10 protein-coding genes and 2 pseudogenes are annotated in these 14,431 nt (G+C 42.1%); 5 read left to right on the top strand and 7 right to left on the bottom strand.

Annotated elements, in window-relative coordinates:
* The 3 genes and pseudogenes from V7126_RS23705 to V7126_RS23695 all read left to right on the top strand — a co-directional run.
* Positions 1-144 (top strand): annotated as a pseudogene (locus V7126_RS23705) (transporter); the annotation flags it as partial.
* Positions 145-329: 185 nt separating this feature from the next.
* Positions 330-674 carry a hypothetical protein gene (locus tag V7126_RS23700; RefSeq protein ID WP_175075158.1) on the top strand — a complete coding sequence of 115 codons (345 nt, stop codon included), beginning with the start codon at positions 330-332 and terminating at the stop codon, positions 672-674.
* Between the two features lie 30 nt (positions 675-704).
* Entirely contained in the window at positions 705-830 is a 126-nt protein-coding gene (locus V7126_RS23695) for a hypothetical protein (RefSeq protein ID WP_256860391.1), read from the top strand.
* A gap of 136 nt (positions 831-966) precedes the next feature.
* Here V7126_RS23695 and V7126_RS23690 read toward each other — a convergent pair.
* Positions 967-1,159 (bottom strand): annotated as a pseudogene (locus tag V7126_RS23690) (Tn3 family transposase); the annotation flags it as partial.
* 352 nt (positions 1,160-1,511) lie between these two features.
* On the opposite strand from V7126_RS23690, the gene V7126_RS23685 reads away from it, so the two are divergent.
* Complete coding sequence (locus V7126_RS23685; RefSeq protein WP_175075159.1) at positions 1,512-2,294, top strand: (S)-acetoin forming diacetyl reductase; 783 nt, start codon at positions 1,512-1,514, stop codon at positions 2,292-2,294.
* Between the two features lie 213 nt (positions 2,295-2,507).
* Here V7126_RS23685 and V7126_RS23680 read toward each other — a convergent pair whose 3' ends face one another.
* From V7126_RS23680 to V7126_RS23665, 4 genes are all read right to left on the bottom strand, one after another.
* Positions 2,508-3,914, bottom strand: coding sequence for a sugar porter family MFS transporter (locus V7126_RS23680; protein WP_175075160.1), 1,407 nt, complete (start codon positions 3,912-3,914; stop codon positions 2,508-2,510).
* A 288-nt stretch (positions 3,915-4,202) separates the two neighbouring features.
* On the bottom strand, positions 4,203-5,627 hold the full coding sequence (araA, locus tag V7126_RS23675) for an L-arabinose isomerase (RefSeq protein ID WP_175075161.1): 1,425 nt from the start codon (positions 5,625-5,627) through the stop codon (positions 4,203-4,205).
* A gap of 55 nt (positions 5,628-5,682) precedes the next feature.
* Positions 5,683-6,378, bottom strand: coding sequence for an L-ribulose-5-phosphate 4-epimerase (locus tag V7126_RS23670; RefSeq protein ID WP_175075162.1), 696 nt, complete (start codon positions 6,376-6,378; stop codon positions 5,683-5,685).
* A gap of 22 nt (positions 6,379-6,400) precedes the next feature.
* Entirely contained in the window at positions 6,401-8,011 is a 1,611-nt protein-coding gene (locus V7126_RS23665; protein WP_175075163.1) for a xylulokinase, read from the bottom strand.
* Between the two features lie 339 nt (positions 8,012-8,350).
* On the opposite strand from V7126_RS23665, the gene V7126_RS23660 reads away from it, so the two are divergent.
* Positions 8,351-9,442: a GntR family transcriptional regulator gene (locus tag V7126_RS23660; RefSeq protein ID WP_046132359.1), complete on the top strand. Its 1,092-nt coding sequence runs from the start codon at positions 8,351-8,353 to the stop codon at positions 9,440-9,442.
* Positions 9,443-9,712: 270 nt separating this feature from the next.
* On the opposite strand, the gene parC is transcribed toward V7126_RS23660, so the two are convergent.
* Positions 9,713-12,136: a DNA topoisomerase IV subunit A gene (gene parC / locus V7126_RS23655; protein WP_046132352.1), complete on the bottom strand. Its 2,424-nt coding sequence runs from the start codon at positions 12,134-12,136 to the stop codon at positions 9,713-9,715.
* Positions 12,137-12,140: 4 nt separating this feature from the next.
* Positions 12,141-14,108, bottom strand: a complete 1,968-nt coding sequence (gene parE / locus V7126_RS23650; RefSeq protein WP_175075165.1) for a DNA topoisomerase IV subunit B — start codon at positions 14,106-14,108, stop codon at positions 12,141-12,143.
* Positions 14,109-14,431 lie beyond the last annotated feature (323 nt).

The following is a 14,431-nucleotide window of genomic DNA, read 5'->3' as shown; positions in this document are numbered from 1 at the left end:
AGAAACGGAAGCCGCTTCTGGTTCTACCCTGTTTTTGTCGGCCGCCGCTCCATCGCGGGATACAGGTGGAGGCCGCGTCAATTCCGCTGGGTCTATTTCGGCATCGATTTGAATGAAATCACTTCATTCAGCTGTCAATTTTAAAAAGAAAAAAGGCGCCATTTGCAGTGGCGCCTTTTCTGCATTGAATAGACTAAAAATATAAAATACGGGTAAATACAAAACAATAACTTGTCAATAAATTTAACTAAAATGTCACAAAAAAATCATCTTTTCTTATATAATTAAATATGCTAAGATTATGAGAATAAAAGGGGGGATGGGATCTGATGAAAAAGTCGTTGTTTCTGCAATTGTCTATGTTTTTCCTAGTCATTGCAAGCCTTCATTCGTTCTCAATGCCCCACCTGCCTGCAAGTCATCATGCACAAAAAGCGGCTGTTACAGGCGATGAGCTTCACGAACTGACAGTCGGCAAACATGGTGAAGAAAAGGCTAAATCGTTATGGAATTCGCCCGGATTAAAAGAAGCATTCTTGCTGCTCTTGATCTTGGCTGCGGTTTCCGTCCGGGTTTACATCATAAACCGGCTGAAAGAACATCTGAAGGCATTTATGCTCGCTGTTTTCTATCACTCTTCTTATTTCGGCAATGCACATGTTTCAAAACCATAACCGCATTTGAAAAAACAGGAGGTTTTAAACATGTTATTTATCATAAGAATGGTGATTATCGGTCTCTTTTCATTGACAGCTTTAAACTTGTTTGTATTTCAAGGAATTGAATTTATGCATGCGATTACCGATCTGTTTAATCGCCAGGACAGCTGAATAAAAAAAGCGCCCTTAAAAAGTTAGACAATAATATAAAGCAGTTTGATTGGCATGAGTCCGATATTGTACCGGACTCATGCCTTTTCATTTGATCTTATTTCACAGGATGTTCAAACGCTCGCACGCTTTAATCGTTCCGTAAAGCCCGTTCTCTTAGTTCTCCATGTTTCCCGAAAAAATGGCTCGTGCCAGAGCATTCATTGCTTCTCCTTTGTTAAAACAACGCTGAATACAGCGGCGCATCGATGCGCTTGAGAATGTAAGTCCAGGATAAAGATCGTCTTTTCTATTCGTCCCATCTCTTTAAGTGCCGTGGCAACCTTGTTCAAGACTTTTCGTTTGCCGGAATTTTCTCAAATGTTATCAACGGTTCAGGGAGACTTTGTTGAGTGAAACTGCAATGCACTTGGTATTTTCGTAGATAATGAAACCGACTTTATCTAAATAGTCAGCCTTGATAGGTTTTCAGCTTCTTCTATATCAATGTGTATAGTCTTAATGACAATTGGCTGTACCCCTATTAAAAAGTTGAACTTTTTTCAAAAAATCGCAACTTTTATGTAAAATATCACATTTTTCTTACAAACGTCGCGGTTTTATTTCACATCGACAAATATAAGATATAATATTTCTGTACCATATAATACTAATTACATATAGAAAGAAGATGATGTTCATATGAGTAAAGTATCCGGAAAAATTGCCTTTGTTACCGGCGGCGGCCAAGGAATTGGTGAAGCAATCTGCAAACGCTTAGCAGAAGATGGATTCGCTGTTGCAGTTGCTGATTACAATGAAGAAACTGCAAAAAAAGTTGCCGAGGAAATTAACCAATCTAATGGTAAAGCAATTGCAGTTAAAGTAAATGTGGCTGATCGTGATGATGTTTTTAAAGCTGTCGATGAAACAGTAAAAAGTCTTGGCGGACTTGATGTGGTGATAAATAATGCAGGGCTTGGACCAACCACCCCTATCGAAAGCATTACTTATGAAGATTATCGGAAAGTCTATGATGTTAATGTCGGCGGTACTTATTGGGGAATACAAGCAGCTGTAAAAGTCTTCAAAGAACTTGGACACGGCGGAAAAATAATCAATGCTTCTTCTCAAGCCGGTCAAGTCGGCAACCCGGGCTTAGCAGTTTACGGCGGAACAAAGTTCGCTGTTCGCGGTATTACCCAAACTGCAGCAAAAGACCTGGCTGAATTAGGCATTACTGTAAACGCCTTTTGTCCGGGCATTGTTAAAACGCCTATGATGATGGACATTGCACAGCAAACCGCTGATGAAGCAGGCAAGCCATTTGAATGGGGACTGGAGCAATTCTCTAAAAATATTGCATTAAAACGCCTATCCGAGCCGGAAGATGTAGCAGCATGCGTTTCCTACCTTGCAGGACCAGATTCAGATTATATGACTGGTCAAGCTCTTATCATTGATGGCGGAATGGTATTTAATTAAGTTTCAAATGATTCAAAGATCACAGTTTGTTTCACATCTTGAACATATAAGCTGAACGAATTTCTTTCAAATATGGAGGGGGAAATTTTCCGCCTCCATATCATGTTCACGGTTTGTATAGTACTTTACTTTTGTTCAAAATGCACTGGTGCGAAGATTTCCCCTGCGATAAAGCGGTGCCCAAGATAGCTCCTTTCCATTCAACCCCAAAGCTCATAGGTTTATTTGCGCGCTTTTTCCGTTAATTTGTCTATTTTCTTCATTTTTTTCAATTTCCTCTAAACTGCGACCTCGAGTTTCAGAGACGCGTGTCCGGATAAATACAACTCCAAGTAAACAAATCACACCGAAGATTGCAAACACAGCTTCTTGAGACATCGAAGCGGTCATTATAGGAAATAGCAATCCAACCAAGAAAGAACCAATCCAGTTAAATGATGAAGCTAACCCAGACGCACGCCCGCGAATTGCCAGCGGGAAAATTTCTCCAACGATGACCCAAGTTAATGGAGCCCACGTGAATGAATAAAGTGCTACATAGATGCTTAAAAAGACAACCATCATCATCGGATCTGCATTAGGAATTAATATATTCAGTATTGCCGGCAAAATAAAGGACAGCCCCATAATTGTTCCGCCCACTGTTAATAAAGTACGGCGATTAAATTTATCAGCAATCATTAAGAATATTAATGAACCTAGTACGAGAATTACTCCTTGAATAATCGGCCACATCAACGCTGAACTAGCCGCATTCCCTGTTGCTTTTTCTACAATCAAAGGAATGTAATAAAAAATTGCGTTTGCACCCTGGAATTGTTGAAAAGCAGCAACACCTACACCGGCAATTAATAAAAAACGATATTTATTGCTTAAGAGTGTAGCCCATGATGCTTTTTGATTTGCCATTGTTTCCTCTCTGGCAGTTTCTTGAATTTGTGTTATTTCAGAATCAATCTCTTCTTTGTTAGCGCGAATATAGCTCAACACCTTGCGAGCTTCATCAAGTTTATTGTTCTTTATTAAAAAACGTGGTGATTCGGGTAACTTTAACATTCCAACATATAAGATCAAAGCAGGTACGGCAGCCAAACCAAGCATCAACCGCCATGCCATTGTTTCCGGCAAATCTTTTAACAGAAAATCAACAATGTAAGAAAGCAACATTCCAGAACAAATCATTGTTTGATTAATTCCTGACAGCCGTCCAAGTAAACGTGCAGGCGCCATTTCCGACATATAGGCTGGGACCAATGCAGAAGCAGCACCAACGGTCAAGCCCAATAAAACCCGGGAAACAATCAAAAATAGTATCCCATTATGAGGTGCTATTCCTGACAAAATGGATCCAACAACAAAAATGATAGCGGAAATTAAAATCATTTTGCGCCGTCCCAAACGATCAGAAAGTTGTCCGGCAAGGGCGCCTCCAAAAATAGCTCCTAACATTACCGAAGAGGTAATCCAGCCAATAACCCCAGCGTTGTCTTGAAGGTTCCAATCATGCTGCAGAAAAGGCAAAGCACCCGTCATAACGCCGATATCATAACCGAAAAGAATGCCGGCAAAAGCCCCAAAAAAATAAATGAAGCCACTTGAGATTTTCTTTTCATTAACCATTAAAGTTCCCTCCTCAAGGTTGACATTATATTGTGTAAAAATCCCGCAGCTAAAAATATTGATGACTTTTTAAAAAATAATAAAAGTGTTTTCAAACTGCAGATACATGCTTGGATATTACTTGTTGGGATTTCTCTTTAAATCTCATAGTTTTATTCGGATATTATTAAACGCTTTCAATTTTTCCTGAACGTCACGATAACGCTTACAAAACCATGAATATGTTGATATTTGATATACTAATTTTTCACCTCCAAGGAAGCAGAACCTCCTCAGAGGTTAAAGGCATTACTTAATCACTACATATTCCAGGTCAACCAGCTTTGCATAAGTGATCATTTGGTCTGTTGTTACATTCAATGAAACCACTGTATGGTGACCGCCGCCATTCTCAAGCCATGCTTTCACTCCATCTTGGAAGTTAGGCTTCACTTCCCAAAGCACCCGTGCCACCGGAAGGTTTGGTGCTGGAACAGTTGGTTCAAATGCAGAAACTTCGTTAATCAACAGTTTGTAATGCGTACCAAAGTCTGCCATTGAAACAACAACACCATCTCCTGCTTTTCCGTCGAACACTAAGCGCGCCGGGTCTTCACGATCACCAATACCTAATGGAGATACGATAATTTTTGGTTTGTTGCTTGCTAAAGATGGGTCAACTTCAAGCATATGTGATTGAAGGATTGATTCTTGACCAGCACCTAATTCATATGTGTAATCTTCCATAAAGCCAGTTGATTGGTTACGGCTCATCACTTTGAGTAAGCGATCGAGCGCTGCAGTTTTCCAATCCCCTTCACCAGCAAAGCCATATCCTTGCGCCATCAAACGTTGGACGGCAAGACCTGGAAGCTGTTTCATCCCATATAAATCTTCAAAGTTAGTTGTAAAGGCATTGTAACCGCCATCATCCAGGAAACGTTTAATCGCAATTTCATAACTTGCTTGTACTTTTACGCTGTTCTCCCAATCTTCCTGACTGTAAGTGCCATAATCAAATTCATAAAGGTCTGCGTATTCTGAAAACAAATCATTAATTTCTTCATCAGTAACCGCATTCACGTATTGAACAAGATCACCAATACCAAAGTAATCAACTGTCCAGCCAAATTGAATTTGCGCTTCAACCTTATCCCCTTCGGTAACAGCAACGTTACGCATGTTGTCGCCAAATCGAGCGACCTTGATGTTGAAGCTTTCGTTATAAGCAACCGCTACGTCCATCCATTCTGCAATTTGCTGTTGCACTTCAGGGCGCTCCCAGTAACCTACGACAACTTTATTTTGTTTTTTCAAACGGGCATTGATAAAACCATATTCACGGTCACCGTGAGCAGATTGGTTTAGGTTCATAAAGTCCATGTCAATCGTTGTCCATGGAATACTTTCATTAAATTGGGTCGCTAAATGAAGTAATGGTTTTTGCAATAATTTCGTTCCGCGAATCCACATTTTTGCAGGTGAGAAAGTATGCATCCAAGTGATGACACCGGCTACTTCGTCACGATAGTTTACTTCTTTCATGATGCTTGTAATTTTATCTGCACTTACAGCTAAATCCTGCAGTACAAGCGGATATGGTAAAACAGCGCTTTCATTTAATGCATCGGTCATGGCTTGTGCGTGTGCTCTGACTTCTGCCAACGTTTTTTCCCCATAAAGATGTTGTGAACCTACGACAAACCAAAATTCTTTTTTCCCTGTTGTTAACATAATAACCCTCTTTTCTTAAATTAATGGGATAATTAATAGTTTGACAGAATTGATATTACTTTTGACCATAATAAGCATTTTTACCGTGTTTTCGTAAATAATGTTTATCTAAAATACGTTGTGGTAATTCTTTTGCAAAAAGATTTAATTCTCGTGTAAATAAATTCATTTTCGCAACTTCGTCCAACACCACACTATTCAATACTGCTGATTTTACATCTTTGCCCCAAGTAAATGGACCATGACCATGAAGCAAGACACCAGGAACAGCTAAAATATCTAACCCACGCTCTTCAAATGTTTCGATAATTACATGACCTGTTTCTGCTTCATAACCACGATCAATCTCCTCTTGTGTCAAGTAACGGGCACATGGTACGGAACCATAGAATGTGTCTGCATGAGTTGTCCCCATCGCTGGAACATCAAGGCCTGCTTGTGCCCAGATTGTCGCCCAAGTTGAATGGGTGTGTACAATTCCTCCAATTTCGGGGTAATGCTTATAAAGTACTGCATGAGTCGCTGTATCTGATGAAGGCCTTAACTCTCCTTCAACAACATTGCCGTCTAGATCAACAACCACCATATCATTAGCTTTCATCGTTTCATAATCAACACCGCTGGGTTTGATAACGAATAAACCCGTTTCACGGTCAATGGCACTTGCATTTCCCCATGTGTATTTCACGAGTCCATATTTAGGCAAGTCCAAATTTGCTTGAAATACTTCTTCTTTCAGTTGTTCTAACACGTCAATCCCTCCGTCTTTCCACTCATAAAATCAAATGATCTACAGCAGCCTGCTCAATCATTAAACCTTTTTTGTACCGTTCGATAAATGCTTCAAATCCTTCCACATCTAATTGATCAGGGTAAATTTCTTGCCCCTCATCCTCTTTAAAGACTTTTTTGTCGAGGAAGTCCTCTAAGCTTTCTTCTTGATCTTTGTTCATCATGTAAGAAGCAAGAATAGCCATTCCCCATGCACCGCCTTCTCCGGCTGTTGCCATAACTGATACTGGGGCATTCATTGCAGCTGCAACAATTTTTTGCCCAACAAGAGGGGTTTTGAATAAACCGCCGTGAGCTACAATGCTGTCAATTGCAACATTTTCTTCTTTTGTCAAAATATCCATTCCGACTTTCAAAGCACCAAAAGCTGTAAAAAGGTGGGTCCGCATGAAGTTTGCTAAATTGAAATGACTCTCTGGCGAGCGGACAAATAACGGCCGGCCTTTTTCTAATCCTGTGATATTTTCACCGGAGAAATAACCGTAGCTAAGTAAACCACCGCCATCTGAGTCAGCTTCCAAAGCTTTATTTAACATCACTTCGAATAATTTATTCGTTTCAACCTTTTGTCCCATTGCCTCAAAAAATTCACGGAACAATCCCAACCAAGCATTAATATCACTTGAGCAGTTATTCGCATGAACCATTCCAACTGGACTGCCGTTTGGTGTTGTTACCAAATCAATTTCCGGATACACTTTTGACAGTTCTTTATCTAATACAATCATGGCAAAAACTGAAGTTCCTACTGAGATGTTTCCAGTGCGTTTCCTCACACTATTCGTAGCAACCATTCCTGTTCCAGCATCGCCTTCCGGTGGACAAATTGGAATGCCTGGTTGTAAATTTTTTGATTGATCCAGAATTTTTGCACCAATTTCGGTTAATTCACCTGCTTGCTCGCCTGAAATATAAACTTTAGGAAGAATATCCTTCAGCTTCCAAGGATAGCCCTTGATCGAAATCAGTTCATCAAACTGCCTGACCATCGATTCATTGTAATTTTGCGTTGATTCATCAATCGGGAACATGCCAGAAGCATCTCCAATGCCGATTGCTTTATTGCCAGTCAGCAACCAGTGAATGTACCCGGCTAAAGTGGTGATATAATCAATGCGAGGCAAATGCTTCTCTTCATTTAATATTGCTTGATACAGGTGAGCAATGCTCCACCGTTCAGGGATATTGAATTGAAATTTATCAGTTAATTCTTTTGCTGCAGCACTGGTTGTTGAGTTACGCCAAGTTCGAAACGGAACAAGCAGCTCCCCTGTGTTGTCAAAAGCCATATACCCATGCATCATTGCAGAAAATCCAATAGAACCAATTTTGCGAATGGTGATACCATAATTTCGTTCAACTTTTTTCTTCATTTCACTGTAAGCTGTTTGTAATCCAGTGATAATATCTACTAAGTTGTACGTCCAAATTCCATCTTCCAAGAGGTTTTCCCACTCATAGCTTCCAGATGCGATTGTTTCAAAACTACTATCAATCAACACTGCTTTAATACGTGTGGATCCGAATTCGATTCCAAGGGATGTTTCTCCCTCAGTTATCGCTTGTTTGATGTTTACTCGGCTCGTTTTCACGTTGATCCCCTCTCTGATAGCGATTTCAAAATTAATCGAAAGAAGGCATTTTCCTTTTCGCTTAACTTTATGAACAACCTAAGTATATTTTTTGTACGTACATTTGTCAATCAAAATAAGATATGTTCATATAAATATCACAACGATATTTCTGTTGTTTTTCTTTTAATGTTTATAATAAAAGGTATTTGTATAACATAAAAAATTATAATTGCTTTTAATTTTCACGAAAATAAGGTGGAATCTTTTAATTCATTCAAAGCCATGATAAAATATGTCCACACAAATAATTCAATTTTAAAAATTAGAATGCGAACAACTATGAAAGAAGTGAGTGAAATGAAACCAAAGTATAAAGTCATCATCGATGATATAAAAAGCAAAATTCTTTCAGGAGTTTACAGCGTAGGAGAACAAATCCCTACTGAATCCGCCATACAAGAAGAGTACAAAGTTAGCCGGCACACTGTTCGAAAGGCCATTTTAGAACTATCGAACGAGGGATTCTTAAGAAGTGAAAAAGGGTCTGGCACTTATGTTAGTAACCAGTATCAATCAAAATCTGGCGGGAATTCCAATAATAAAACAATCGGTGTAATCACGACCTACATTTCTGACTACATTTTCCCCTCCATTATTCGTGGAATTGAAGGGAGATTGAATGAGGCTAATTATTCGTTGCTATTAGCTAGTACAAATAATGATGTCGAACAAGAAAAAAAAGCTTTGGAAATGATGTTGTCATTTGGCGTAGACGGTTTGATTGTTGAACCTACGAAAAGCAATCTATACAATCCCAATATTGCTTACTACCTGTCGTTCAAGGAACAGGATATTCCTTTCATCATGATCAATGCTTATTATGAAGAATTAGATGTTCCTTTTCTTTGCCTCGATGACGTGCAGTCTAGCTATCTCGCAACAAAAGAATTAATATCAAAAGGACATACACAAATCGGCCTTATTTCAAAAGAGGATGATTTACAAGGAAAGTATCGAATGAAGGGATATATAAAAGCGCTTGGCGAAGCCAAATTACGATTTCAACCGGAGCATGTGCTTTCATACAATACGGAGACGAAGCTGGACCTATATACAAACCTCAAGAAGTTCCTAAATGAAAATAGAGACGTGTTGACTGCAATTGTTTGCTATAACGACGAAGTAGGGTTGGAAGTAGCAAATGTATGCAGACAACTTAATATTTCTGTTCCGGACAAATTGTCAATTGTTGGTCAGGACAATTCGTATATTGCCAAAAATGCGAATATCAAACTAACGACATTGACACACCCTCAAGAACAAATGGGACGCGATGCAGCTGATTGGGTCATTAAGAAATTACAAGGAAAGAAGGATTTGCCAAACGAAACCTATTATCAACCGGTGTTAATTGAAGGCGAAACTGTAAAAGAGTTAGAAGTACAATAATTCTTGGCGTAGTAAGGAAAACCCAGTCCATGTTCACTAAAGGCGTGAACATGGACTGGGTTGTTTTTACTCTTTATCAATTAAGCAGAGAGAACTTTAATGTACTCATCACTATTTAATTTCGAATCAGAAAATGGGTGTTGTCTACTTGTGTCACAGGCAAGAAGCATAACGTTCTTGCAGAAATGGCTCTATTCTAAGTATTCACTGGTGTTGGCTTGATAGGTGATACCCCTAGATATTGAATTACAATTAGGGTACAGGTCGATTTCACTCCTGTTCATGTTTGCTAATCCATACATCCGTTACTTCCCCGGCCTCATCTTCATCTATGATAAATGATCCGTTGCTGTACCGGTCATGCAGCTTGATTTCTTTGACAAGCCTCTCCTCTGTGGCACCCTTTTCAGTCTGAATCATGATCTGGTCATGATATGAGCATGTGAGCAGCCCGGCGATGCGGTGAGGCTTTTTCTTCAGCTCTCTCAGCATGAGAACGCCGCGTTTGGCTCGTGAGGTTTTTTCAAATTCGGTGCGATTCATTCGCTTGACAGAGCCGCGCTGCGTTACAAGGACAAGGACATCTGTTTCCTCTAAAATCTGTCCTGAAGCGACAAAATCGCCGTCCTTTAAGTTCACGCCTTTCACGCCGGCCGCCCTGGCGCCGACCACGCTGATTTCTTCCTCTGTAAACCATAGGCCGTAGCCTGTGCGGGTAGCGATGAACACGTCTTTCGTGCCATCTGTGACATGGACATCCACCACTTCGTCATCGCCTTTTAGATTCAAGGCGACCAGCGCCTTAGAATAGCGCTGTGCTTTATATTGAAGAAGCGGGGTTTTTTTCACCATCCCGTTTTTCGTGAAAAACAGGAGGTATTCCGAGTCTGTAAATTCCTTGACAGGTATCGCTTTTACGATGGATTCATCATTGTCAATTGAAATGATATTCGTAATGTGCTGGCCCAAGTCCTTCCATCTGATGTCCGGTAGCTGGTGGACAGGACAGTAGACATAGCTTCCTTTGTTCGTAAACAGCAGCAGCACGTCTGTCGTGTTCATTTCCAATAGACAGAGCAGGCGGTCCGTATCCTTCATGCCGAAATCCTGGCCGTTTGAAGCGGCGAACGATCTCTGGCTTGTTCGTTTGATATAGCCGTCCTTCGTCACCGTCACATACACATCTTCCGCCGCTACCATGACTTCAAGATTAATTTTAATCTCTTCGATTTTTTCTTCGATCACTGACCGTCTTTCGCCCGCATAGGCTTTTTTCAGCTTTTTCAGATTGTCCTTGATGACCTTCATCAGCTTTTTGTCATTGGAGAGAATCGCTTCAAGCTCTTTTATTTTTTGGTCAAGCTCTTTTGCCTCTTCCTGTAAAGCCGTGATATCTGTATTCGTTAATCTGTAGAGCTGCAATGAAACGATGGCTTCAGCCTGCGGCTCCGTAAAAGCGAATTTGTCGATCAGGTTGTTTTTGGCATCCCGCTTATCGTTTGATGAGCGGATCGTTGAAATGACTTCATCCAGAATGGACAGAGCTTTCATCAGTCCTTCGACAATATGATGCCTTTCCTTCGCTTTTTTGAGCTCATACTGCGAACGGTTGGTGATGACTTCTTTTTGATGCCCGATGTAGGCATCAAGAATCGAGGTCAGATTCATCAGCATCGGCCTTCTGTTATGAATGGCCACCATGTTGAAGTTATACGGGACTTGCAAATCGGTGTTTTTGTATAAGAAATTTAAGATGCCCTTCGCATCCGCTTCTTTTTTCAGCTCGATGACGATTCTGAGGCCTGTTCGGTCCGTCTCGTCGCGGACTTCTGAAATCCCTTCTACCTTCCGATCAATCCTGAATTCATCCATTTTTTTCACTAAGTTTGCTTTGTTGACTTCAAACGGAATTTCGGTAATTACGATTTGCTGGCGTCCGCCTCTGATCGTTTCAATCTCGGCTTTTCCCCTGATAATGATTTTTCCTTTTCCGGTTTCATAAGCTTTTTTGATGCCCTCTTTTCCCTGGATGATTCCGCCTGTCGGAAAATCGGGGCCTTTTACGAATTCCATAAGGTCGTCAACACTGCAGTTCGGTGAATCGATCCGCTTAATAACGGCATCGATGACTTCTCCGAGGTGATGCGGCGGAATGTCTGTCGCATAGCCGGCTGAAATACCGGTCGATCCGTTCACGAGAAGATTCGGGAACATCGCCGGAAGGACGACGGGCTCCTTGCTCGTATCATCAAAGTTTGGGACGAATTCGACCGTATCCTTGTCGATATCGCGCAATAGCTCCGCCGCGATCGGCGCGAGCCGTGCTTCCGTATACCGCATCGCAGCCGGAGGGTCTCCGTCGATGCTTCCGTTGTTACCGTGCATTTCAATCAACACGTTGCGGACCTTCCAGTCCTGGCTCATCCTGACCATCGCTTCATAGACGGAGCTGTCTCCGTGCGGATGGTAGTTCCCGATGACATTACCGACCGTTTTGGCTGCTTTGCGGAAATTTTTATCGTGCGTGTTTCCTTCGGCATGCATGGCATACAAGATCCGCCTCTGCACCGGTTTCAGTCCGTCACGCGCATCGGGCAGGGCCCGGTCTTGAATGATGTATTTACTGTATCGGCCGAAACGGTCGCCGATCACGTCTTCCAATGGTAAATCATGAAATACTTCTGGCTGTGCCATCTATTTAAACCTCCTCAGCGACCGATAAGTTCTCATTTTCCAGAATGTTGCTGTCTTCATCAAGTCCGAAAGCGACATTTTTTTCAATCCATTTTCTTCTCGGTTCAACCTTGTCGCCCATTAGTGTCGTCACGCGCCGTTCTACGCGGGCAGCGTCATCGATTTTCACCCTGACGAGCGTCCGCGATTCCGGGTTCATCGTCGTTTCCCACAGCTGATCTGCGTTCATTTCGCCGAGACCTTTATAGCGCTGGATCGTATATCCTTTTCCGACCTTTTTCAGGACATCGTCCATTTCTTCGTCAGACCAAGCGTATTCAATGATCTCTTTTCTGCCTGAGCCTTTGCTGACTTTATAAAGCGGAGGAAGCGCAATAAACACTTTTCCGTGCTCGATCAGAGGCTTCATATAGCGGTAGAAGAAGGTCAGCAGCAACACTTGGATATGGGCGCCGTCTGTGTCGGCGTCCGTCATGATGATGACTTTATCATAGTTGATATCCTCGATGTCAAAATCGGCGCCGACGCCTCCGCCGATCGCATGAATAATCGTATTGATCTCTTCATTTTTAAAGATGTCGGCAAGCTTTGCTTTTTCTGTGTTGATGACTTTTCCGCGAAGCGGCAGGACGGCCTGGAATTTCCGGTCCCTTCCCTGCTTGGCGGAGCCGCCCGCAGAATCCCCCTCAACAAGGTACAATTCGTTTTTGGCCGGATTTCTCGACTGAGCCGGCGTCAATTTGCCTGAGAGCGTCGCTTCGGATTTCTTTCTTTTTTTTCCGCTTCTGGCCTCTTCCCTTGCTTTGCGTGCGGCTTCCCTCGCCTGTGCCGCTTTGATGGCTTTTTTGACGAGCAAAGTCGCCGTATCTCTGTTTTCCTCCAGAAAATATGCGAGCTGTTCAGAGACGATGGCATCCACCGCAGACCTCGCCTCGCTTGTCCCGAGCTTTCCTTTTGTCTGGCCTTCAAACTGCAGAAGCTCTTCAGGTATGCGGACAGACACAATTGCCGCAAGCCCTTCCCGGATATCTGCGCCTTCTAGGTTTTTGTCCTTTTCTTTTAAAAGGGCCACCTTTCTCGCATATTCGTTGAACGCCCTCGTCATCGCCGTCTTGGCGCCGGATTCATGGGTTCCCCCGTCTTTCGTCCGGACATTGTTGACAAACGAAAGAATGTTTTCAGAATAGCCGTCATTGAATTGAAATGCGAAATCGACTTCGATCCCGTTATGCTCTCCTTCAAACGACACCACTTCAGACAATGTGTCTTTTTCTTCATTTAAATATGCGACAAAAGCTTCAATCCCATTTTCGTAAAGAAACGTTTCGTGTACTTGGTGGCGTTCATCGATCAATTCAATTTTTAAGCCTTTTAATAAAAAGGCGGACTCTCTCAGCCGTTCCGCAAGCGTTTCAAAGTTATACGTTGTCGTGCTGAACATCTTCGGATCCGGCTTGAAATGAGTCAGAGTGCCGGTTTTTTTCGTCGTTCCGATTTTTTCAAGGGATGTCGCCGGTTTCCCGCCGTTTTCGAAGCGCTGCCTGTATATATTGCCGTCCCGTTCGATCGTTACGGTCAGCCATTCGGACAGGGCGTTTACGACAGATGCTCCGACGCCGTGAAGGCCGCCGCTCGTTTTATAGCCGCCTTGGCCGAATTTTCCTCCGGCGTGAAGCACGGTCAAAATGACTTCAGGAGTCGGTTTGCCGAGCTTATGCATTCCTGTCGGCATTCCCCGGCCTCTGTCCTGCACCGAAATGCTGTTGTCTTTATGTATTTTTACTATAATGTGATCCCCGTACCCTGCAAGGACTTCATCAACGGAGTTGTCGACGATTTCGTATACGAGGTGGTGCAGGCCGCGGCTGTCCGTTGAACCGATGTACATGCCGGGGCGCTTTCTGACCGCTTCAAGGCCTTCGAGCACCTGAATGGAATCATCATTATAGTCAACCTGCTGTTTTTTAACCAAATGCATAAACCCCTTTCAAACATCAAACATTGCTTATAAAGAATAATACACACTCTAATATATAAATCAAAGCGATATCCGGCTGATTTCCCCGCATCGCTTCAAGTGTTGTCAGAAAAATGTCAAAAATAATGCGGCTGTTGGCACAACCGTTATTTTACACGAATCTCCTGATGCAGCACAAGGCGGCGCAGGTACGATTGGAAAATCGTTCTTAAAAAAACTGTCCAAGACTTATTGTATCTGTTTCACAACAAATCGCAAACATATTCGTGAATAAAAAAGACAAAAATCCTTGAAATGACAAGGATTTTTGTCTTTTT

This window comes from Bacillus sp. JJ675 (assembly GCF_036963165.1).
GTDB lineage: Bacteria > Bacillota > Bacilli > Bacillales > Bacillaceae > Bacillus > Bacillus glycinifermentans.
Note: the sequence above shows the minus strand (reverse complement) of the source record. Positions and strands in the feature narration are given on the sequence as shown.